29 protein-coding genes, 1 pseudogene and 1 riboswitch are annotated in these 21,206 nt (G+C 42.2%); of the genes and pseudogenes, 21 read left to right on the top strand and 9 right to left on the bottom strand.

Going from position 1 to position 21,206, the window contains the following annotated elements; all coding sequences use genetic code 11:
• The first annotated feature begins 8 nt into the window (after positions 1–8).
• The 17 genes and pseudogenes from B9A22_RS12705 to B9A22_RS12620 all read left to right on the top strand — a co-directional run bounded on the left by B9A22_RS12705 (position 9) and on the right by B9A22_RS12620 (position 14,787).
• On the top strand, positions 9–323 hold the full coding sequence (locus tag B9A22_RS12705; protein WP_084576106.1) for a hypothetical protein: 315 nt from the start codon (positions 9–11) through the stop codon (positions 321–323).
• Between the two features lie 98 nt (positions 324–421).
• Positions 422–781: a chorismate mutase gene (gene aroH, locus B9A22_RS12700; protein ID WP_084576105.1), complete on the top strand. Its 360-nt coding sequence runs from the start codon at positions 422–424 to the stop codon at positions 779–781.
• A gap of 221 nt (positions 782–1,002) precedes the next feature.
• Positions 1,003–1,974, top strand: a complete 972-nt coding sequence (locus B9A22_RS12695) for a glycosyltransferase family 2 protein (protein ID WP_084576104.1) — start codon at positions 1,003–1,005, stop codon at positions 1,972–1,974.
• 86 nt (positions 1,975–2,060) lie between these two features.
• Positions 2,061–2,198: riboswitch (cyclic di-AMP (ydaO/yuaA leader) on the top strand.
• 5 nt (positions 2,199–2,203) lie between these two features.
• Positions 2,204–2,872 (top strand): C40 family peptidase, encoded by a 669-nt coding sequence (locus B9A22_RS12690; RefSeq protein ID WP_084576103.1) that lies wholly within the window; start codon positions 2,204–2,206, stop codon positions 2,870–2,872.
• A 153-nt stretch (positions 2,873–3,025) separates the two neighbouring features.
• Positions 3,026–4,756 (top strand): ABC transporter ATP-binding protein, encoded by a 1,731-nt coding sequence (locus B9A22_RS12685; RefSeq protein ID WP_084576102.1) that lies wholly within the window; start codon positions 3,026–3,028, stop codon positions 4,754–4,756.
• 163 nt (positions 4,757–4,919) lie between these two features.
• Positions 4,920–5,888, top strand: a complete 969-nt coding sequence (locus B9A22_RS12680; RefSeq protein WP_084576101.1) for a metal ABC transporter solute-binding protein, Zn/Mn family — start codon at positions 4,920–4,922, stop codon at positions 5,886–5,888.
• A gap of 112 nt (positions 5,889–6,000) precedes the next feature.
• Positions 6,001–6,444, top strand: a complete 444-nt coding sequence (locus tag B9A22_RS12675; RefSeq protein ID WP_084576100.1) for a Fur family transcriptional regulator — start codon at positions 6,001–6,003, stop codon at positions 6,442–6,444.
• 12 nt (positions 6,445–6,456) lie between these two features.
• Positions 6,457–7,185 carry a metal ABC transporter ATP-binding protein gene (locus B9A22_RS12670; RefSeq protein ID WP_084576099.1) on the top strand — a complete coding sequence of 243 codons (729 nt, stop codon included), beginning with the start codon at positions 6,457–6,459 and terminating at the stop codon, positions 7,183–7,185.
• Positions 7,186–7,196: 11 nt separating this feature from the next.
• A complete protein-coding gene (locus B9A22_RS12665; protein WP_245823976.1) occupies positions 7,197–8,042 on the top strand; it encodes a metal ABC transporter permease in 846 nt (281 codons plus the stop codon).
• Positions 8,043–8,111: 69 nt separating this feature from the next.
• Positions 8,112–8,681 (top strand): HDIG domain-containing metalloprotein, encoded by a 570-nt coding sequence (locus B9A22_RS12660; protein WP_084576098.1) that lies wholly within the window; start codon positions 8,112–8,114, stop codon positions 8,679–8,681.
• A gap of 70 nt (positions 8,682–8,751) precedes the next feature.
• Positions 8,752–9,345, top strand: coding sequence for a spore protease YyaC (gene yyaC, locus B9A22_RS12655; protein WP_084576097.1), 594 nt, complete (start codon positions 8,752–8,754; stop codon positions 9,343–9,345).
• 410 nt (positions 9,346–9,755) lie between these two features.
• Entirely contained in the window at positions 9,756–10,469 is a 714-nt protein-coding gene (gene sigK, locus B9A22_RS12645) for an RNA polymerase sporulation sigma factor SigK (RefSeq protein WP_084576095.1), read from the top strand.
• A gap of 145 nt (positions 10,470–10,614) precedes the next feature.
• A pseudogene (locus B9A22_RS12640) lies at positions 10,615–10,851 on the top strand (transposase domain-containing protein); the annotation flags it as partial.
• Between the two features lie 304 nt (positions 10,852–11,155).
• Positions 11,156–12,265, top strand: a complete 1,110-nt coding sequence (locus B9A22_RS12635; RefSeq protein ID WP_139796242.1) for a WG repeat-containing protein — start codon at positions 11,156–11,158, stop codon at positions 12,263–12,265.
• A 165-nt stretch (positions 12,266–12,430) separates the two neighbouring features.
• Entirely contained in the window at positions 12,431–13,309 is an 879-nt protein-coding gene (locus tag B9A22_RS12630) for a CsgG/HfaB family protein (protein WP_084576093.1), read from the top strand.
• A 262-nt stretch (positions 13,310–13,571) separates the two neighbouring features.
• Positions 13,572–13,874: a hypothetical protein gene (locus tag B9A22_RS12625; protein ID WP_245823975.1), complete on the top strand. Its 303-nt coding sequence runs from the start codon at positions 13,572–13,574 to the stop codon at positions 13,872–13,874.
• A gap of 262 nt (positions 13,875–14,136) precedes the next feature.
• Positions 14,137–14,787: a TVP38/TMEM64 family protein gene (locus B9A22_RS12620; RefSeq protein WP_084576091.1), complete on the top strand. Its 651-nt coding sequence runs from the start codon at positions 14,137–14,139 to the stop codon at positions 14,785–14,787.
• 448 nt (positions 14,788–15,235) lie between these two features.
• On the opposite strand, the gene B9A22_RS12615 is transcribed toward B9A22_RS12620, so the two are convergent.
• The 7 genes from B9A22_RS12615 to B9A22_RS12585 all read right to left on the bottom strand — a co-directional run bounded on the left by B9A22_RS12615 (position 15,236) and on the right by B9A22_RS12585 (position 19,411).
• Positions 15,236–15,820 (bottom strand): DUF2284 domain-containing protein, encoded by a 585-nt coding sequence (locus tag B9A22_RS12615; protein ID WP_084576090.1) that lies wholly within the window; start codon positions 15,818–15,820, stop codon positions 15,236–15,238.
• 177 nt (positions 15,821–15,997) lie between these two features.
• On the bottom strand, positions 15,998–16,189 hold the full coding sequence (locus B9A22_RS12610; RefSeq protein WP_084576089.1) for a DUF4177 domain-containing protein: 192 nt from the start codon (positions 16,187–16,189) through the stop codon (positions 15,998–16,000).
• 81 nt (positions 16,190–16,270) lie between these two features.
• Positions 16,271–16,798 carry a GNAT family N-acetyltransferase gene (locus B9A22_RS12605; RefSeq protein WP_084576245.1) on the bottom strand — a complete coding sequence of 176 codons (528 nt, stop codon included), beginning with the start codon at positions 16,796–16,798 and terminating at the stop codon, positions 16,271–16,273.
• 57 nt (positions 16,799–16,855) lie between these two features.
• Entirely contained in the window at positions 16,856–17,269 is a 414-nt protein-coding gene (locus B9A22_RS12600) for a double zinc ribbon domain-containing protein (RefSeq protein ID WP_084576088.1), read from the bottom strand.
• Between the two features lie 18 nt (positions 17,270–17,287).
• On the bottom strand, positions 17,288–17,473 hold the full coding sequence (locus B9A22_RS12595; RefSeq protein WP_084576087.1) for a hypothetical protein: 186 nt from the start codon (positions 17,471–17,473) through the stop codon (positions 17,288–17,290).
• A 67-nt stretch (positions 17,474–17,540) separates the two neighbouring features.
• Positions 17,541–17,981 carry a GNAT family N-acetyltransferase gene (locus tag B9A22_RS12590; RefSeq protein ID WP_084576086.1) on the bottom strand — a complete coding sequence of 147 codons (441 nt, stop codon included), beginning with the start codon at positions 17,979–17,981 and terminating at the stop codon, positions 17,541–17,543.
• 884 nt (positions 17,982–18,865) lie between these two features.
• Positions 18,866–19,411 carry a hypothetical protein gene (locus B9A22_RS12585; RefSeq protein WP_084576085.1) on the bottom strand — a complete coding sequence of 182 codons (546 nt, stop codon included), beginning with the start codon at positions 19,409–19,411 and terminating at the stop codon, positions 18,866–18,868.
• Between the two features lie 88 nt (positions 19,412–19,499).
• On the opposite strand from B9A22_RS12585, the gene B9A22_RS12580 reads away from it, so the two are divergent.
• From B9A22_RS12580 to B9A22_RS12570, 4 genes are all read left to right on the top strand, one after another.
• Positions 19,500–19,706 carry an ASCH domain-containing protein gene (locus tag B9A22_RS12580; protein ID WP_084576084.1) on the top strand — a complete coding sequence of 69 codons (207 nt, stop codon included), beginning with the start codon at positions 19,500–19,502 and terminating at the stop codon, positions 19,704–19,706.
• 93 nt (positions 19,707–19,799) lie between these two features.
• Positions 19,800–19,973, top strand: coding sequence for a hypothetical protein (locus B9A22_RS25440; protein WP_176215505.1), 174 nt, complete (start codon positions 19,800–19,802; stop codon positions 19,971–19,973).
• Between the two features lie 11 nt (positions 19,974–19,984).
• Complete coding sequence (locus tag B9A22_RS12575; protein ID WP_084576083.1) at positions 19,985–20,332, top strand: trehalose-phosphatase; 348 nt, start codon at positions 19,985–19,987, stop codon at positions 20,330–20,332.
• A gap of 80 nt (positions 20,333–20,412) precedes the next feature.
• On the top strand, positions 20,413–20,592 hold the full coding sequence (locus tag B9A22_RS12570; protein ID WP_084576082.1) for a hypothetical protein: 180 nt from the start codon (positions 20,413–20,415) through the stop codon (positions 20,590–20,592).
• Positions 20,593–20,709: 117 nt separating this feature from the next.
• Here B9A22_RS12570 and B9A22_RS25435 read toward each other — a convergent pair whose 3' ends face one another.
• Positions 20,710–20,874, bottom strand: a complete 165-nt coding sequence (locus B9A22_RS25435; protein WP_176215504.1) for a hypothetical protein — start codon at positions 20,872–20,874, stop codon at positions 20,710–20,712.
• Between the two features lie 41 nt (positions 20,875–20,915).
• Positions 20,916–21,206: hypothetical protein (locus B9A22_RS12565; protein ID WP_217805947.1), on the bottom strand; the 291-nt coding region annotated here is incomplete at its 5' end.

Genomic DNA, 21,206 nt, shown 5'->3' with positions numbered 1-21,206 from the left:
GTGGGGCAGTGAATCATAGTGTCCTGTATGTTATTCTTACCCTAAAAGACGATCCTGAGGTATTTCCAGCTGAGGACTACCGGTATAATCACGAAAATAACTGTCATGAGTTATTAATTACTGTATTTGATCAAATGCTATGGGTAGACACTCGGAGCGTGAAGTTAAGGAAAGTGACAGGTACACTTTTTTGCTGGAAGGAATATGAACAGGGAGAATATGTTGAACTGAATCAAACCAATGCTGTTTGCCCTGAATGCGGCTGGTGGAGATGCCATTTATGCGACTCCTGCCGCTGTAACAAACCTGGTAAAACGGGATAATGACTAAAGTAATTTACAACACAAGCAGGAAAAAAAGAATTTTGCGCGTATATTGTATACTATAAACTTTCCTAATTCTTTTTCTAGGAGTGGTGACTATGCTACGCGGCGTTCGTGGTGCAACAACTGTTACAGCCAATAATCGTGAAGAAATCTTTGAGCGCGTGGCTGAACTTCTTTCGGAAATAGCGCGGGAAAATGCGATAGTTACAGAGGACATTGGTGCTGTAATATTTAGCTCTACCCCTGACCTAAACTCAGCTTTTCCTGCGGCTGGTGCAAGAAAGCTCGGCTGGATTCAGGTGCCGCTGTTTGGGACACAGGAGATAGAGTGTACTGATGCTTTGCCGCTTTGTATTCGCGTGTTGATTCTCTGGAATACTGATGCGCAGCAACAGGATATCAAGCATGTTTATCTGCATGATGCTGTCGTCTTGCGTCAGGATATCAAGCTGTAAAAAACTGAGGTTACCAACATTAAAGCCTGCTTTGTTAATTTACAGAGCAGGCTTTAATAATTCACTCATAGATGCTAATGATAGTATAAAGAGAAGCACGTTCTGAGGATAACTGCACTAAGCTGCGTTTTGTTGTCGGAGCTGGCTAATTTATGTAAAATTTAATTGCAATCACAGGCTGGCAATGTATAATATAGTGGTGACAAGGAGGATGGAATGTTATGGTTTTGAGTAATGATTTGATATCTATTGTTGTGCCGGTATTTAATGAACAAGATAATATCAACAACTTTTATCAGGAAGTTGTTAAACATATGAAGCAGCTGGACTACTGTTTTGAGCTTATTTTTATCGACGATGGCTCAAGCGATGCGACACCACTTATTTTGGAGCGGCTAGCTAATGAGGATGGGCGGGTAAGGGCGCTGATTATGGCTCGTAATTTTGGACACCAGGTAGCCTTGACTTGTGGATTGGACTATGCGAAAGGAGCGGCTGTAATCACTATGGATGGTGACATGCAGCATCCGCCTGAGATGTTGCCGCAACTGATTGAAAAATGGGAAGAAGGGTTTCAGGTAGTCCAAACAGTAAGAATAAATACTGAGGGTGTTTCCTGGTTTAAAAGTTTTACGTCAGGCATGTTTTATAAACTGATGAATGCCATGTCTAATGTGCGGGTAACTGAAGGCGGTTCTGATTTTAGATTATTGGATAGGAAAGTGGTAGAGAGTTTTTGTCGCTTTCGGGAACGGGCCAGATTTATTCGGGGGATGATTAGCGCTATTGGTTACCGGCAAACTAAAGTTGAATTTGTCGCTCCTAAACGATTCGCCGGACAATCTAAGTTCTCTTTAAAAAGAATGCTGCATTTTGCCCTTGACGGTATCACCGCCTACTCTAAGACACCGCTTCGCTTTGCTTTTTATGCTGGCATTGCCCTAGGGTTTGGCAGCATTGTTCTAACACTGCATGTTCTCTACATTAGGCTCTTTACTAGTGAAGCTGTTCCCGGTTGGGCGACAATTACTGCGAGTATCTTACTCTTAGGCGGTTTACAATTGGCCGGGATTGGCATTATCGGCGAATACGTTGGACGAATCTTTGAAGAGGTAAAACAGCGTCCGCTTTACTGGCTCCGGGCCGAGCTTGGACAGCAGCAGGAAAAAAATAGAGAACAAACCCTTTTATAAAAAACAAATGGCTGCCCTAATAATTGTAAAAAAAACACGATTTTGGGCAGGATTTTTTAAATTAAAGTCGAATATATTATAGTGAGCATTGTAGAAAGCCGAATCCAGCTCAGGTACGGGGGAACCAATTCGTGGGGTGAAACTTAAAAAGCGCCAGCTTTTTAGGTAGGGTGCCTGCAACCCTAACCCGTCAGCTAACCTCGGAGGCCACCGAGAGGAGAAACCAAAATTGCAAAAGTTTTTCGGGTTTATTGTCGCGGTTTGTCTCGTTTTTGGGACAGCTTCCTTTGCCCATGCGTCGGGGACATTCGAGGCCGGCGACCAGGGGTCAGATGTAGCCACCATTCAAGCTCAGCTCAATAATCTTGGCTTTAATGCGGGTACAGCTGATGGTGATTTCGGCGACGTAACAGTCAGCGCTGTTAGGGCCTTTCAAAAGGCCCGTGGTCTTGAAGCCGATGGTGTAGTCGGAGCACAGACTTATCGCGCCCTGATGGGGCGGGATATACCTGCTAGCCGTGATTCCTCCACCGCTTCGGTACGGCGCATCATCCAAAGCTCTATGCGTTATACAGGTGTTCCTTATGTATTTGGTGGAACAAGTCCCAATGGTTTCGATTGTTCCGGCTTTACCCGGTATATTTTTGGGCAAAGCGGGATTTATCTGCCGCGAATGGCTGACGAACAGTTTGAAGTTGGCCGAGGTGTATCCTATAGCCGTCTCCAACCTGGTGATTTGGTGTTCTTCAGCACCTATGCTTCAGGAGCATCCCATAGTGGAATCTACATTGGTGATGGCAAATTTATAAGTGCTACGTCTAGTCGGGGTGTTGCTATTGACCGCATGGACAGTAGCTATTGGGGTCCGCGCTATGTCGGCGCCCGCCGGGTGATGTAAACTAACAAAAGGGAAGGCGTTGTCGGCCTTCCCATTTTTATTTAATCTAAAGCTGTTGTTTTTGCAGGAGTTTCTTAGAAATGATTGTATTTAAGTATAGTAACTGACACAATATAAGTAGTCAAGCTAAGCATATTGCATGGAGATATATTTATGTTAACTTTTTACTGGCGCAAGTTCATAGTGCCCCACTGGTTACCGGCTCTAACGGCGGTAGTGAGTTTTATTGTCGCCAGTGCAGCCGGTTTAGCGGCGCCGCTCGTAGTCAAGCTGTTGATTGATGATGCGCTATCTGGCGCTAATCTTGCATTTTTGCATTTTATTACTGCCGGGATAGTGTTGCTATACCTTATCCGTGGCTTGTTCTCCTACTTTTATGGTTACATTATGGCTAAGGCTGGTAACAAGATGTTAGCTAGATTGCGGGAAGATATGTTTAGTAAGCTGCAGTCACTGGACTATGCCTATTTCATGAAGACGCCATCTGGCGACCTTATTTCATTGTTTACTAATGATCTTTTGTTTATTCAGCAAGCAGTTACAGTAGGTATTCCTGACGTTATTGTCGAGTCGCTTAACCTGCTAGCCATTATGGCGATTATGATTTATTTTGATTGGGAATTGGCAATGGTTACATTTGCCACTTTGCCCTTTATTATTGTGGCAATCAGTTTTTTTAACAACAAGATTGGTAGGTTAGGGGCCCTTGTCGAGCACACCTTGGCTAAGGTGACATCAATTGTTCAGCAGTCATTGGTATCTGTTATGGTCGTGCAGAGTTACGTCAGGGAAGACTACGAATACCAGAAATTCAGCGATAAGATTCAGCAGGCAGCTGGTGATTTGCTCAAAGCCCAGCGTCTTAGTGCCATTCTGATGCCACTGGTTGAGTTTCTTGCCGCTATCGGCTTAACGATTATTGTTTGGTACGGTGGGCGGGAAGTCATTAATGGGGACCTTAGTATCGGCGGCATGTTTGCTTTTCTTGTCTATATCATTAATGTACCTATGCCAATACGCAAAATTAGCCAGGCTTTGACCCACCTTAAACTTGGTGCTGTGGCTTGGGAACGTATCAGCGGCTTGCTTGATGAGCAAACACCGGTAGTAGTCGACGGTTATCGCGAAATGCCGGAGGCCAAGGGACAGGTAGAATTCAGGAACGTGTCATTTGCTTACCAGGAGGGCAAGCCTGTCCTTGATAATATAAATATTATTACACAGCCTGGCGAAGTTATTGCAATTGTTGGGCCGAGCGGTGCTGGCAAATCTTCATTTGCAAATCTGCTTTTGCGGTTTTATGATCCGGAAAGTGGCGATATTTACTTAGATGGTGTCAATATCAAAGACCTTAAAATCAGCGCACTGCGGCGGCATATCGGCTTTATCCAGCAGGAACCCATCTTATTTAATACGTCTATATTGGAGAATATTCGCTACGGCCGTCCTGTTGCCACTATGAGCCAGGTTGAAGCAGCTGCCAGCTTGGCCAATGCATATGATTTTATTATGGAATTGCCACAGGGCTATGATACTGTTGTTGGTGAATTAGGAGGCCGTCTGTCTGGTGGTCAACGGCAGCGTGTTGCCATTGCCAGGGCAATCATTACAGAACCGGCAATACTGCTTTTAGATGAACCGACTGCCGCGCTTGACGCTCATACTGAAAAGCAGGTTATGGCGGCGATCAGGCAAGCAGGAGCTGGACGAACAACCTTTATTATTACCCATCGAATGTCTACCATCATGGCTTCTGACCGGGTGGTGTATTTAACTGGCGGCAGAGTGGTAGAAACAGGTACTCACCAGGAGCTTGTTTCCAAGGGTGGTTTGTACGCCCGGGCAGTCGAACTGGCTGAGCTTAAAACACGTATAAATGAGTAAAATATTGGCAATAATCTATAGCGGCAGATAATTAGCCGCTATATTTTTTTTCTTTTAAATAAGAATAATCTTGTTAAGCTACTGCCAGGTGTTGACAGGTGAAGAATAGCCTGTTAACATTTTAATAGTAATATTCTTATTAACAAACAAAGGGGGATATAGAATGAAGATCAAAAGCTTTTTTATTGCCATCGTTATATTGGGGGTTATTCTTACTGCCGGATGTGGTCAAAAAGCAGCTGCGCCAGGAGACTCTGCCCTGCAGGCACCTAAAATAAAAGTATTAGCAAGTGTGTATCCAGTATATGAATTTGTCCGGCAGGTAGGCGGAGAAAAGGTTGAGATAGCCATGATGGTCCCCGCTGGAGCCGAACCGCATGAATGGGAACCATCGGCGAAAGACTTGGTTAATGTTAAGAATGCCAAGCTGTTTTTTTTCCATGGTGCCAACCTTGAGCACTGGGTTGCTAAGGTTACTGCTAAAGATGTGCTTGGCACTACGACTGCTGTTGAAGTAAGCAAAAATATTGAGCTAAAAGCAGGCAGTGCTCACAGCCATGATCACGAGGCCAACCAAGCCACCACGCATGAACATGATGAGGAAGAAGAGACTGATCCGCATGTGTGGCTTGATCCGTTACTGGCTCAAAGAGAAGTAACTAATATTGCCGAGGCGCTTGCTGCCGCCGATTCGTCCAATGCAGGTTACTACAGGGACAATGCTGCTAAATACAATGCTGAACTGCAGAAACTTCACGAAGAATATCAAAATAGCCTGCAGAATGCTAAAAACCGGATCATTATTACCAACCATGCGGCCTTTGGTTATCTGGCAGCCCGCTACAATCTGGAACAGGTAGCTATAATGGGTTTATCGCCTGATGCCGAACCAACGCCAGAAAAAATGACTGATATTGTGAAGCTGTGCCGTGAGCGGCAGGTTAAATACATATTCTCTGAAACTATTGTTAGCCCGAAAGTTGCCGAAACGCTTGCCAAAGAAGCCGGTGCCAAAGTGCTTGTGTTGCACCCGATTGATGCGCTGACGCCTGATGAGCTAAAACAGGGGAAGAACTATCTTACGCTCATGCGTGAGAACCTGGTTAATTTAAAAATCGTTCTCGGACAATAGAGAACTGAGATTGCCGCGCTGCTCGCAATGAAGACATAGAGACTTACCCTCTTCGTCATTGCGAGCATCTGCGAAGCAATCTCATTTTTCACAACAAGGGAAGGGGAGAAAGATGACTGGCGACAATACAATAAATGCTGTGGCTGTAGTTAGCCGTCTTAAAGATAAGGGCTATCGAATAACGGCGCAGCGCCAGGCTATGGTTGAGAAACTGATTGAATCAGACAAAGCTTTGTCTGCGTATGAGATTTGGGAAGCACTTAAAGTGCAGTATAGTGATATAAGTTTGGATACTGTCTACCGTAACCTGCATGTGTTAGTGGATTTAGGGGCGCTTATTCCAATCAACGCCATGGGAAAAGAGAGTGTGCGATATGAATTGGTGTGCACAAACCACCATCACCATATTGTATGCGTAAAATGCGGTAAGTCTCAGTGTCTTGACTATTGTCCCATAGACCCGCAGTTTCTCATACTGCTGAAAAATCATGGCTATGAGCTGGTGCGCCACAACCTGGAGCTATTTGGGGTATGCCGCCAGTGCAACGCTTCTTAAGGAGTCAAACCAATGACTGAGATTACGTTAAACAACATCACCTTCGGTTACAACGCAGAAATGGTACTAAACAACATCTCACTTACTGTAAAGCAAGGTGAGTTTGTTGTTGCGGTAGGCCCAAATGGAGCTGGCAAAAGTACTCTTTTGAAGATAATTGCCGGACTCATTGAGCCTTCCGCCGGTCAAGTTCTTATTGACAATCAAAGTATACGAACTGCCGCAAGACAGGGAATTATCGGTTACGTCCCTCAGCATTATGCCCAGAATACAGCTGCCTTTCCAGCGACGGTAGAGGAAGTGGTTGCGCTTGGGCTTGTTAATGCCAATGGGAACCTAAAAGCTAAGGGGACTAAGCATATTATCAAACATATGATGGAAATGGTCGGGATTGAAAAACTGAAGGGCCGCCGGATTGGCGAGCTGTCAGGAGGCCAGCAGCAAAGGGTTATGGTAGCTCGAGCCTTGGCAGGCAATCCACGGCTTTTACTGCTCGATGAACCTACCAGCGGTATTGACTATGCTGCCAGCGCAAGGATTCATGAGCTCTTAGGCCAACTTAACACTACATTGGGCATTACTATCATCATGGTGTCTCATGATATTGAAAACGCCATTCGCTTTGCAGCCAAGGTGGCCTGCATTAACCGTAGTCTATGTTTTTTTGGTGATAGCCAAGAGTTTCATTCCACACATGCCAGCATGCGTCATTTATGGTATTATTCTGGATACACCAGCTAGGAGGGCATATTATGCCATTAATAGAAATGTTTCAGTATGATTTTATGCAGAGGGCTTTTTTGGCGGGGATTATTACCGCAGTCATATGCCCGCTGTTAGGTATATTTGTTGTAGTACGCAGGCAGTCCCTAATTGGTGATGGACTAGGACATATTGCCTTTGCCGGAGTAACAGGCGGCTATCTTGCTGGTATTTATCCGGCCGCAGGGGCCTTTGCTTTAACCATTGCAGGAGCGGCAGGCATTGAGATGGTACGGCGCCAGCGCACCCAGATGGCAGATACTGCGCTGGCGGTTTTTTTCTATGCCGGAATTGCACTGGCTATTATCTTTAGCACTATTACCCGTATGCCCAGTGCTGGATTACTAGGATTTCTGTTTGGCAGCATTATGACAGTCTCCTGGCAAGATGTTATGGTGATTGCCGGATGCAGTTTTGCTGTTATGACATTTATTTTCAGCAATTTTAACAGGCTTGTCCTCGTTTCTTTTGACGAAGACGTGGCCAAGGTTGCCGGTATCCGTACCGATGCTATCAATATGGCGCTGAGTATAGTTACTGCGATGACCGTTGTTACCGGCATGATGGTAGTCGGTATTCTGATGGTGAGTGCCCTGATGATTGTACCGGTGGCAGCAGCTGAACAATTGGGAAAAGGTTTTAAAGCTACGCTGGTTTGGGCGGTTGGTTTGGCCGTGCTTTCAGTAGTCAGCGGCTTGACGGTAGCCTTTTACTTAGATATCGCCCCAGGCGGATCAATTATTATGACCACAATTGTTTTTTATATAGCAGCCGCCGTTAATCGTCAGGTTCGGTATACGTGGCAACGCGTCGGGCGGACGCAAATGTACACTTAACTTGTCTTTCGCCAGAGAAATTTGGTATAATTAGGGTAAATTTACGATACATAACTAGGGGGATTTTCCATGAGCGATACCAGAGAGCAAGCTTGGCAGCTTTTGCGCCAGCATGTACAGAGCGAAGTGCTGCTCAAACACTGCCTGTCAGTTGAAATTGCCATGCGGTCATATGCTGACAAGTTTGGCGAGGATGTTGAATACTGGGGTGCCGTAGGGCTTCTCCATGATGTTGATTTTGAAAAATATCCGAATGACCATCCAAATCATGCAAGAGAAATTCTTACCGCTGCCGGGTATGATAATCAGTTTGCCACAGATGTTGAATCCCATGCACGTGAATGGCAGCAGGAACGTACGCTACTGCAAAAAACACTATTGGCTGTTGATGAGCTGACAGGCTTTATTATTGCCTGCGCTTTGGTGCGCCCTGACAAGAATCTGGATAACCTGGAAGTTAAATCAGTTATGAAAAAAATGAAAGATAAGGCCTTTGCCCGCGCCGTTAATCGTGAAACTATAACCACGAGCGCAGAGGCTATGAATGTTGATTTCAAGGAGCATGTCGAATTTGTTACTAAGGCGTTAGCTCAGGCGGTAAAAATGCCTGAATACCAGGAGTTGCCGTTGGTAGGTTAGCGGATTATTACACATAAAACGAAAAGGAGGTGCATACAGATTAATGAGGATAGCTAAGAGGAGAGAGAGAATGGCAAAAAACGTTCTGAATAAGCTTACCATCAATCTGTGTGACACCGACATCCGGAATAAACTGTATCAACATCTGATAATGCTCTTAAAACGCCAGGAAGGGCTTAGCCTAAGGCCGCTTGTGGTACTATGCATCGGTTCTGACCGTTATACCGGCGATGCGCTGGGCCCCTTAATCGGCACTTACCTTGAAGAGCATACCGAATGCAGTGTTTATGGCACACTGGATCATCCTGTTCATGCCGGTAATTTTATCGAAACTTTAAACATTATCAACCACCGTTATCACCACCCGCTTATTGTTGCCATCGATGCCTGTCTGGGTAAATCCCACGAAATTGGCAATATTGAAATCTGGCAGGGAGGACTGGCGGCAGGAATTGCTGTTGGTAACAGGCTGCCCACCGTTGGTGATATTTCGGTTATTGGGGTAGTTAACGCTCAAAGCCAGATAGGCTACCTTGACCTTCAGAGCACACCGCTATCGAAAGTGATGAAATTGACCAAAGCCATTAGTGAATCACTTGTTGATGCGATCAATACTGTAGTGGTTGAAGCCATGCCGGCCTGTACTCAGTCAGCCGCCAAATGAAATAGAATATAAAAAAGGAGAGATTGCAACGCACGCGAAGCAATCTCTCCTTTTTTATCCTGTAAGAAAGTATAACTTTCCGTCTGGATAAGGGCAACATCGGCTTCCGCTTTCGCTAAGGCTCGGCGCAAGCCGTGTTTTCTTTATATATGCCTAGTCCTCAGGAAACAGTCTGTCCCACAACATATATAGTACTATTAATGTTCCTGCAAAGAATATGCCAATATCGGCAATGTAAGGTTCCATTGCAAACCACGCTCCCCCGATTAGCATATATTTCTTACCTGGATTATATGCTACTTGGGGCACTGGTGCAAGGCCGAGGCAAATAAAATTTTTTGTTGCCAGGCACATTCAGCTTGTTTTCCCCATAATATTTAACCGACAGACTTTTGGGGGTGAATGACTGAATGAGCCTCTCGTTTATCATGGTGTTGGCAGCTTCGGTAATTAAAGGCATCACCCTGCTTGTGTCTTATATCGCCAATAATACTTTTCCCTTGCCGCTGTCAGAAAAAGACGAGCAAACCTATCTGCAGCGGCTAAAGAGTGGGGATGAAGACGCGCGCAATGTCCTGATCGAACGCAACCTACGGCTAGTCGCTCATATTGTCAAAAAATTTGACAATACCGGTGAAGATGTTGATGACCTCATTTCTATTGGCACGATTGGCCTCATCAAAGCCATCAACACCTTTGATCCGGCTAAGAAAATCAGGCTGGCTACATATGCTGCCAGATGCATTGAAAATGAAATATTGATGCACCTGAGAAGCACACGACGAATTCGTACTGAGGTTAGTTTGTACGACCCAATTGGAGTCGATAAAGAGGGAAACGAGATTACACTAATCGATGTGCTAGGTACAGCGCCTGATGTTGTCGGTGAAACTGTTGAAAGCCTATGTGAACAGGAACGGTTGAATAAGGAAATCCACCGGCTGACAGCCAGGGAAAAATGGGTGCTAGAAATGCGTTTCGGCATCCCGAACGGCAGTCGCAAAACCCAGCGAGATATTGCCAAAATCCTGGGGATATCCCGCAGCTATGTCAGTCGAATTGAGAAACACGCCATTAACAAACTGGGGAAGACATTGTCGGCAGAGGATAATCCAACGAAGTAAGTCTGTTGTAGTTAAGAAGATAAAAAGTGGAGATTGCTGGACTTGTGGCAATCTCTTTTGTTTTTCTTTTTTCATGTTATAATTTCTGTTAATTGTATATTAATTACTTAGGAGGGAAAATTTGCTTACATTGCTAGTGCCCTGTTTGGCGGAAAACAGCATTCGGCCATTTACGATTGGGAGGAAAAATTGGTTATTTAGCGGCAGTCCCAAGGGAGTAGCCGCCAGTGCTGCCATTTACAGTCTGGTAGAGACAGCCAAGACCAACGGATTAAGTCCCCATCGTTATTTAGAGTATATTTTAGGAGACTTACCCGGTGTTCCTTTTCGGCAATATCCCGAGATTTTGGATGACTATCTTCCATGGCACCCAGACATTTAGAAAAAGTGCTCTTCTAGCAAAACCGGTAAATGAGATTGCCAGTTTTATTTTTTTCTAGCCACCTTCTTGTTTGACGCTTACCTTTGTTAGAGATATTAATAAGACTAAATCATATAGACTTACTTATGCGTCTTACGTTTAAGTTCAATGCATAGGTAACAATTTTCTAGCAGAAGGATGATCAAAAAGTCTGATATATGGAATAAATGTGATATATAGGAATATATTTATTGCAATTGCCTTGTACATTTAATCATTTTTAAAATCTATACTGGGTATAGAAGGGAGAAAGATTAGCGTGCACATGGATATCAAAATTGTATACCGAGTCTTACTAATTTTAATACTGATAAGCTCTTTAGTTACTGTTTGCATAGCTTCCCCGGCGGTGTGGGAGGATGTTTTGCCATTTAGTGAAGGAATGGCTCCTGTCAAAGTAAATGGTAAATGGGGATTTATTGAGAAAAATGGTTATATAACTATTGCTCCTAGATATGATGATGTGCGGCAATTTAGTGAAGGACTTGCAGCAGTTAAGTTCGGGAATTATTGGGGATATATTGACAAAAGTGGCCAGTGGGTAATTGAACCTGCTTATCTTGATGGTGGTAAGTATGATAAAGATTTGACTATGCAATTTGAGAATGGTTTGGCTGAAGTATACGCTAAACGAAGCGAGAATAACTATTCAAAAGTGTTTATTGATAAAAAGGGCAATACAAAATTTTTGGAATCTATTACGGTCGAGAGAAAATATACGCCAGGAATTTATGACCGTATACAGTTGCAACGCTCATTAACGTACCGACCAGGATTTGTTTTGCAAGATTTTGAACATGGTGGGCTTTACGGTAAGCTTAAGCAAGCTGTACGCGAGGGTTCAGCAACAGAATGGAAGTTGGCTCCCAGTGGATGGAATATGGATACTGACTTAATTAGAAATCCAGGCGTAGTTTCTTATGAGTCAAAAGGACGACACTTTGGTGAAGACGGTATGATTCTTTTGTTTCCACCTGTATTTATTGAGCCATTAGTTTTTTATGAGGAATTTGCCGTTGCGAGAATACACAATAAAGCTGCGTATGCGACCGAGATGGGAACTCTAACTTGGCTTAAAGATTCACTTTCCGGAGATATACTTAAAGCATATCAGGACTGGAATTTTTTAGATCAATTTCCAATAATAGCTCAAGATGCATTTATGTTTGATGATGCAAGGCGTTTTGGTGAAGGCCTTGCTGCAGTGAATTTTGATGGTCATTGGGCATTTTTAAATAAAAAGCTAGAAGTTATAATACCTTGGTCTAACTTGGAAGATGCTAAATGGTTTTCGGAAGGGTTAGCCCCAGTGAAGCATGATGGAAAATGGAAGTTTATAGATCGTGAGGGAAAGGTAGTAATTGAGAGTCAATGAATTAAAGATAAAGTTTGAAGCTTAGCATTATTGTGTGGCAGCAATCCAGGTTGGGCTGGACTCAACTAGTAGCTACTGGTGAAGCTTAATTAGCTGAATCGTATATGGAAAAAATGGGAATGCTATATAAATTTAATAGGGAACAAATTATTTAGGGGGATGTAAATGAAACACTACAGTAAATCAAGAATCTTATTTTTGATAACAATTTTAATTTTTATTGTCAGTATTAGCCTTCCTCAAGCGGTAGCGGCAGCTGACAGTGGTTTGAAGTACACTATTGTAGTATCGAAATTTGAAAACCGCTCTAACTGGTCCGGTCAGTTTAGCTTGGGTGATGCATGGGGGACTGTTTTGACAGATATACTTAACCAATCGGGAAAATTTATTGTTCTTGCTGAGAATGATATGCGTATAGAGGCAGCTAATGAACGTAACTCCAACCCCCATGTAATTCCAGCTCAACTTTTAGTAAAGGGCGTTATTACTCACGTTCAAAATACAGGAGGTCAAGCCGGCGGACTAGGTATCGGTGGTATTTATCTTGGTGGTAGTAAATCAAAGTCTGAGATCAATATTACTATGTATATTGTAGAGGCTGGTACCGGACAGGTTTTAGCCTCTAAGAGCGTTATTGGAAAAGCCGAAAAAGGCGGTATGGTAGTTGGCGGTCGTGGGGCAGTATTCGGTAACTATGGTGCGCAAAACCTGGGTAAGGCTGTTGAGAATGCTGCCTCACAGGGTGTAGAATGGATGATCACTCAATTACCCAAGATCAGATGGACTGGCGCTGTTGTTATGAATAATAATGGACAGATATATATTAATCGAGGAACTCGCGAAGGTGTTAGAATGGATCAAGAGTTTATAGTAGGTTCGGCTGAGGTATTGAGAGATCCTACTACTGGTGAGGCCCTCGATGAAATGGTTACAGAGAGAGCTCGCATTCGCGTAGTATCTGTAAAAGAGAAAATTTCTATTTGCGAAGTGATTTCTGGTAGTTCAGAGAGTATCAATCAAGGAATGAGAGTATCATTGCCATAACAGCTTTAAAAGGCTGTTTCGAATTATAAACCCGCTAATTAGCTTACTTTCGAGGATAATTAGCGGGTTTATTTTTTTAGGGTGCTCTCTCCACCAGCTAAAACCCGACTTCAGAAAAAAATAGTAACTATACTTGACAAATAGGATAAAATAAGAATCGAGTACTATGTGTATGATGCTCTAACGAAAAATTGGAATTACCTATTTGAAAAGACACACATCATTGATAAGAAAGTAGGAAATGGCAATAATGAAATTTGCTATGGCAGTGAAACTCCATGAAAAATATTTAGAAGATGTTGTGACAGAAATTAGTCAAGATAGTCTATGGAGAAAGAAACTTATTGAAGGGCAATATAATGAGCAGTTCTTAATAACCTTTAAGGAGTTAGAAGAACTACCTTGCCATTTATGGAGTACTTTTTCCCAATATGGCTTAGAGTTCTTTGTTTCAAAGATTTACTCGTGTCCCGAAGGATTTGATGAAGGGTTTATAATTTTTGAATTTAAAGCAAAGGATTTTTCACATTTAGTGAGTCAAGTGAAAGTGTCTCCGACTCATTAAATAGGGCGAATTTACAAAAGTCAAAGTCAACAGATCATATTGTGAGGTTATGTTATGGAAAGATTTTATTTGGACACACCAAGTGAAGGTTTTCTTGACATTACTGCTCGTGTAAGGCAGATTGTCAAGAATAGTAATATCCAACAGGGAATCTGCCAGGTATTTATGTAAGGTGGTTTTAATTCTATAGGGGTATCTAAAAATTATTTAAAACAATATTCTTCTTTACATTTAAGTGATATAGCGACTATAATTAATCCTTATGAGATACTACAATCAAACGGCATTTAAGCCAGCAGCAGCCGGATATTTTGCAGGTTTTATCGTACTAGGCATTCTATATGTTCATGAGTTCGGCATCGAACGGTTTAAAACAGAGACGATTCGTGACACGATTCTGTCCTTAGGATACTGGAGCCCGCTACTCTATATTTTATGCAATGTTTTTCGCCCGTTTTTTTTCTTTCCAGCTATTATCTTGGCCGTCGCTGGCGGCTTAGCGTTCGGGCCACTGTGGGGAGCAATATACCTAATTATCGGTACAGCCCTCGGGGCCGCTTTGTGCTTTGGAGTAGCTCGGCTGCTGGGGCGTGATAAGCTCAAGCGTTTTTGGTCTAAGTGGGTACTACTTGACGAGCTAGATAATCAGGCAGCGAGGCATGGGTTCAGAACAGTATTGATTATGCGTCTAGCCCCCGTTTTACCATGGGATGCTGTTAGTTTTCTTGCCGGATTGTCGAAGGTGCGATTTTGGCCATATGTTTCGGCAACAGTGATGGGCAGTGTGCCTGGTGCTATCGCGTTTAGCTATTTTGGCAATGTCTTGTTCCAATCTTTATCAATGGCAGTGGTAGTTGCCGTAATCATTGTTTTAATGAGTATTTATCTACGAGTACTGTATCGGGGGCGTTAGAACAAAAAACTAGGGTCAGGCTTGACTTAGCTACTTAGTTAAAAGAAAATTATTTTGCTGTTACAATGATTTAGAGAACCGTATCACAGTTAACGAAAAAAATGCTTTGAACTCTTATGAAAATAAGGGTTTAAGATTTCTTTAGACCAATGGACAGGGGGTCGATGAACTTCGCCTCCACCATGCAAATCCGGAAATAATTGAAACCCGCGAAATTTTCGCGGGTTTTTTGTTCTATGCTTTCCTTTTCCCGGCGTAATGCTTCTTTAATATCATCTCTTGTTGAGCAGAATAAGTCCATATGACTAACCAGAGATAACCAAAGCCGGTACCGCTAAACTCAAAGGTTTTGACATAATAATCCCTCCAATAGTAAGTTTTACTACTTCCTCGGCACCCAAACCCATCGCCTACGTACTCTGGCCGTTAGGTTTATTGTGCTAGGGAGCTATATGCTTATGTTCTCCAACATATCCCCCAAAGAATGTTTCGTTAACAATGCGTGAATTAATGTGTAGTATTCAGGTAAGCTATCCTTTGACCATTTTAATTCTATCTGAAGTAAATCGGACGTAATTGCTGTAAGATCAAAGCCAAAAGCATCTAAAGAATGACGCATTTTTTCAGGATATTTGCAGGGTAGATTATCACATCTACTACAACGCTGACATATGTGACATCCGCCAGATGCTAAACTAATGCTATCCGGAATTTGGCGTTCTAAGTCAAGCAGTATATTTGATAGTTTATTTTTTACTTCTCGTAAAGATTGCGTGGTAATTTCTTTGATTTTGTCACTGGTATTGGCTAACTCAATGGTTTCTGCATCATAGATTACCTTGACACCAATAATGTAGATATAATTAAAGCCTAGTAGCAATTGATTAGCATCAAATTGCAGAGGAGGGCAAGACCAAAGGGTATTATAATTATGACAGTCTTTGCAAAAAGCCATGAATTTTTCTTGATGCTGATATTTGCTGATAAACTCATGTAACTGTTCCGAATTAATACTTGTGGCGGTATGATACAAGTCAATTACCTCATTTCATAGTAATAGATATAAAAGCAGCCTTCAAAGCTACCGTCTCACCGGCGCCACCAGCCTTAATAAGCAATTCACATATTCGTGCCTCAGGCGTGGCTAAATAAAGCCCTGGAGCTATCACATGACCAACTACCAGACTTATAAGTATACTCGTTATATAATCTAAACTTCTTTATAAAAAATGAGCATAACCGTGTCTTTATCAAGAATTAAGGTTTCACTTGAAATATGCTTATCAAAGATCCAGCCATCTTTCGCTTCTGCATTAAGAATACTTTCAAGGCGTTCTCCATCAAGTCTTGATGTTCCAAGCATACCTTTTTTCTTTACTTCAAGTACTCTGTATTTACGCATGTTATATATCCTCCAATTTTTAATATACTGCCTAATTATTGAAGCTGAATTTGTTAATGAGCCTTACTTTATGCTTGCTTTTCATAGGTCAATCCAGAATTTCTGTATAGTTTTGCCATCTGTATATACGAATTCTTTTTCTAGAATACCTCCACAATGTATGATTGTTTTTCTCGAAGCCGCATTGTCTTTATAGCAAGCGAGCATTACTCTTTGCAAAGGCAATTGTTTGCAATACTTCAAAGCTAATTTGAGAATCTCAGTAGCGTATCCTTTGTTCCGTTCAGAAGGCCGCACACCATAACCTATATTCCCGCCATAAGTTCTCAGAAACTCATTTAAAGTATGTCTAATATCAACCATACCAACAATCTTACTATCGCGTTTGCGAATAGCAAAAACTGTGGTTGAAACTACCCAGTCGGGATTTACTGTAGTTTCATTTGAGTTGTTTTTTAACTGCTCTAGCCAATCATCATATGAATCTGTCTTGTCAAAAAGAGAACTTCCATGAAGCTCATATTCTTGGTTATCAAAGTGCTCTTCTTTATACTCGAGTGCTGCCATCTCGAGATCTTTACTTGGTAATACTAATTCAATTTCATCCATAAAAACCATCATTTCTTTCGCTGTGCTCAAGGCACAAAAATATGAGAATAATGTGCGCTAATTAAGTAACTTAGTACAATGTGCACAAAACTTCCAATCAGTTTCAGTCTTCATTCCGCAATGGGGGCAACCTTGATCACTTTGAGTAGTTAGAGTAGAGCCACATTGAGCGCAATAAGTCCAATCTGACTCGCACCTAGCTGCGCAATTGCCGCATAGCTTGCGTATGTTTTGCGCTGTATTATCTATAGTCGTAGCATTTTTTGTAGCTCCGGCAATCAATACGGCAATGCCACAAACTCCTAATATGAGAGCTGTAATTGAATGATTTTTGATGAATATAAATGCTGAAATAAATAACAATACTGAGCCCATAATCATAACTTTGTTTGTCAAGTAGGCAGTATTTTGTGGTTCATTGGTAGATTTCTTGGCTGAGATTAGAATGTCGTGGAGGATAGATTTTGGCACGACACGCACCCCCTAATTTTACTTACCTCCACCAAACACCACATATAACATAAGCAAAAAACCTAGGGCAATAATCCAATCTTTAACACGTGAAGTTTTTGGCTGCTGCTTTCGAGCACGTTCTGCCTCAATACGTTCACGGGCTTTACTACGTTCGAGTTCTTCCTCATAGATTTTTTTCTTTTGTTCTTTGGTTAGTGCCATGGAGAACACCTCTATGAATATTAGTCGTTTATAAGTTAATATCCACCATGTTGCTCGGTACTGCCGGTTATAAATACTTCTTAAATCCTTGAACAACGCCTTTTGGGTAGCCAATAGACTCATAAAATGCATGAGCTTCTTTTCTTTTAGCAGTGGATGTAAACATAGTGAAATAGCAGTTACGTTCACGGGCGCGATCTTCTATGTAGCTCATCAATTTCTTCCCGATTCCTAGCCTGCGGCTCTTCTGACTGACAACAACATTTTCAATAACCATAAATGGGCGACACTCCCCAACAGTATCCATACATACAATGCCCATTACTGCGCCAAGTAGTTGTTGACTCTCAGCATCTATTGTGCCAATAAGAATATAGTCAGGGTTAGCAGATATTTTTTGTAAGATAGTTTTTAAGCGAGTTGTATTTGTTTTCGATTCGAACAGTTCTTCACATAATGCGGCATATTGCTCTAAATCCGCGAGCTCGATATTTTTAATCGTTATCATATCTACACTCCTACATACTTGATCCGGCTCTAAAAATGAACAAACCACGGCCTATCTAATATAGTCCTAAAGAATGAATCGCTGCGTATCGAACTGAGATTGGATAGCCAGTGTCTAGATAAGGACAGTATCCGTATACCTGACCAAAGCACTTGACATAGTTTCCTCCAACCTGAAATGGCAGGCTGATATAGAAATCACTTCGACAGGAGGAAAAAAATCCCTTTATTAAATTATCAAATGACGGAAGAGGAGAAGGAGATAATCCTCAGAGGTTTTCACCTAGCCGCCTGGGCTGCATGAAATTCTTTACCCGTCAATGAGCGTTTAAAACTTAATCTGGGTGTTGATTTAACTAAAGTTCTTCAGCGGAGGCTTAGTTTGCTAGTTAAGGCCGAGTAAGTCGGCTTATTTAGAAATTGGACAAGTAAAGGGTTTGATTAAGTGCGTTGTACAAATTGTGGAAAGGAGTTGTCTACCTGGAATCTTATCGTTAAAAAGAATAAGTGCCATCCGGTTGCCGGGGTGGTTACGACTGCTACAGGCGGAGTGATAGTGCGGTAAGCGTCCAAACAAAAACCAGACCTTAATGGCCTGGCGTAAAAATACATATTAACCAGATTAGTAGCACTGTACAGACAGCACTAATAAGCAAAGAGCCTGATCCAAGTAAAAAATCTAATGTCATATACACATCCCCCGGTACATCATATGCAGGGTGATGCTTGTACAGAACAATTGTGTCAAAGTAGGCGGAGCGGGGCCCAAGAGTGGAATATCATTATGAAAATAGCCAAAGACTTAGCGCAGACTATAGGCATACTCCTTTTCTTGGGATAAGGGTAAAAATAAAAGACGGGCGTAATTAAACGCCCGTAATGAAACTATCTTTCAAAATAGAAGTTGTTGTGCCAGGGATGCCAGCTTTTTTTACCTATACAGATTTCTTTAGTTGGCATCTCCTTGCCATCTTTATATAAGTCAAAGTCGACGGTGTCTCCTCCTCTAACTTTAAAGTCAATTCCATCCATACCGCGTCCAGTAAAACGAAAACGGATGGTGTTCCTCTCACGATCCAATTTAACGTAATCGCCGTTCTCTAGCTGTTTTTCCTCAATGTTATAGAATTTTCCATCAGTCTGAATCACACCAGAGTACACATGTTGATTACCCCAGGAGTTCTTATTAACTGCTCGTATATGGAGTTGTTCGTCGTTACGGTCACTCCAGACATACAAGCCGGGCTTGCCATTTAATTTAGCAAAACGAAAAAATGGGTGGTCTTCAGAGAGGTCCGAGAAATGATTCCATTTTTGCGTAGAATTATATTGATCTGGGTGTCCTTCGGAACGATCACTCCAAGCAAGAGCAGTTCCTGATAACGTAACTAGAACAAACGTGATAGCCATTAAGAAAGTAAGCTTTTTCATACAACATCTCCTTTATATGGTTTTATGACCAGTATACCCCAAATCCATGACAAATGTGTGACAAAAATATTGAGGAGAGTGAATATTAATGAGAGCCATAACAATCCTGCAGCCGTGGGCTGAACTTATAGTCCGGAGGTTCAAGACGATAGAAACCCGTTCGTGGCCTACGAAATACAGAGGACAATTAGCCATACATGCAGGTGCTTCCCTTCCAGCCTATGCAAAAGCATGTATACCTGAGATTAACCAAGGGAATGCAGCGGATTTGGGAGTGGGGGCATTCTCCAAGTAGTACTACAACTGAAGACTTAGCTGCTACAAGTTCGGCAATACTAAATGTTATTACTATTGAAAGCCAGTAACTGCTAGAAGGGAGGGGCTGTGGATGTGCGAAATTGACGAGCTTTTTACGAGAGTTGGCGATATGGATAGAACGGAACTGGCAAAAGCTTACTTAATGGCATTGAAAGAGAACGCTGATCTTCGTCGCCAGATCCAAAAATCAATTGACCAAGGTCCGTTAATTGAGTCAGAATTGACGGCAAATAGAGGTATGTAGGGGGGATAACGATGGCTCGAACAATAGTATTAGACTTTGACGGGGTAATTCATAGCTACACAAGTAAATGGCAAGGGGTAGATGTAATACCCGATCTACCGGTTGAAGGAATTAAAGAAGCAATAATAGACATACGTAAGCACTATAAAGTCGTTGTTGTGTCGACTAGGTGTTTTCAGGAAGGCGGGTTAGAAGCGGTCAAAGCATGGCTAGATAGGCACAATATTGGAGTAGATGATGTGCTGTCTCATAAGCCGCCGGCTATTGTGTATGTGGACGATCGGGCGCTGACTTTCGATGGGGATGCTAAAGGCTTATTGCATAAAATCAAAACCTTTAGGACTTGGCAAGAGAAATAGATAAAGGGCAGCAGTTATTCCATAACCTGAATATTTTACCCCCAATAGTTAATCATAAGAGAAACGATTGGGGGTAAAATATGAAGTCGGTTATTTGGATGAGTAGAGATTTGTTGGAGCAAATAGTCGATTGCAATGGGGAGTATGTATTGACTAAGGCTGGTACGACAAAGGTAACTCAACTTGGGCAAACAGTAACGGAAGCTAAGGAGAAACTTAAAAATATTGGTAGGGCGGATATCGTAACGCAACTATACTAAGAGCCTTCGGGTTCTTTTTTCTTTGCCTTTCAGGTCCGCTCGGCTAACTCCTCAATACAGCTCCTATTGAGGCGCTTTTATTATGCCCAGTAGTATAGAAAGCCAAGCAATATATAGCTATTTACTTACTATCCCTTGCATTTCTTTTTCAAGAACACTCTTAAAAGATACTCTCGGCTTTTTCAACGGCAAGTATTCTCGATCAACAAACCGGTCTTGCATAAATACTCTTTGACTAGGATAGACCGGTGGAACCTTAGTAACCTTCAAAGTAATCACCATATTGAGTACTCCTTTTCCAGCATGAGATCTGTTTTCATTAGTCAGTCTCCTAACTGATACTCCGCAATATTATTTGACTGCATATGATACAATTTTTCGCCACTATATCCAAAATGATTATGTTTATTATAAATTTCCATTGTGACAAAAATTTGACAAAGCGTTTTTTTATATTCAAACACAGGAGGTGACGCACCATGCCCCACTGCAACCAAATTGACAAAGCCGCCAGTGTCCAATGATATGCTCCCCAATAGGTAGACAGGAGAAATAATAAAACCTGTTACCGAAAGGGGAGTATTTTCATGCCTAAAAAGAGTCGATATAGCAGT

The sequence above is a fragment of the Sporomusa malonica genome (assembly GCF_900176355.1).
Taxonomy (GTDB): Bacteria; Bacillota; Negativicutes; order Sporomusales; family Sporomusaceae; genus Sporomusa; species Sporomusa malonica.
This window is presented reverse-complemented; position numbering and strand designations above follow the sequence as displayed.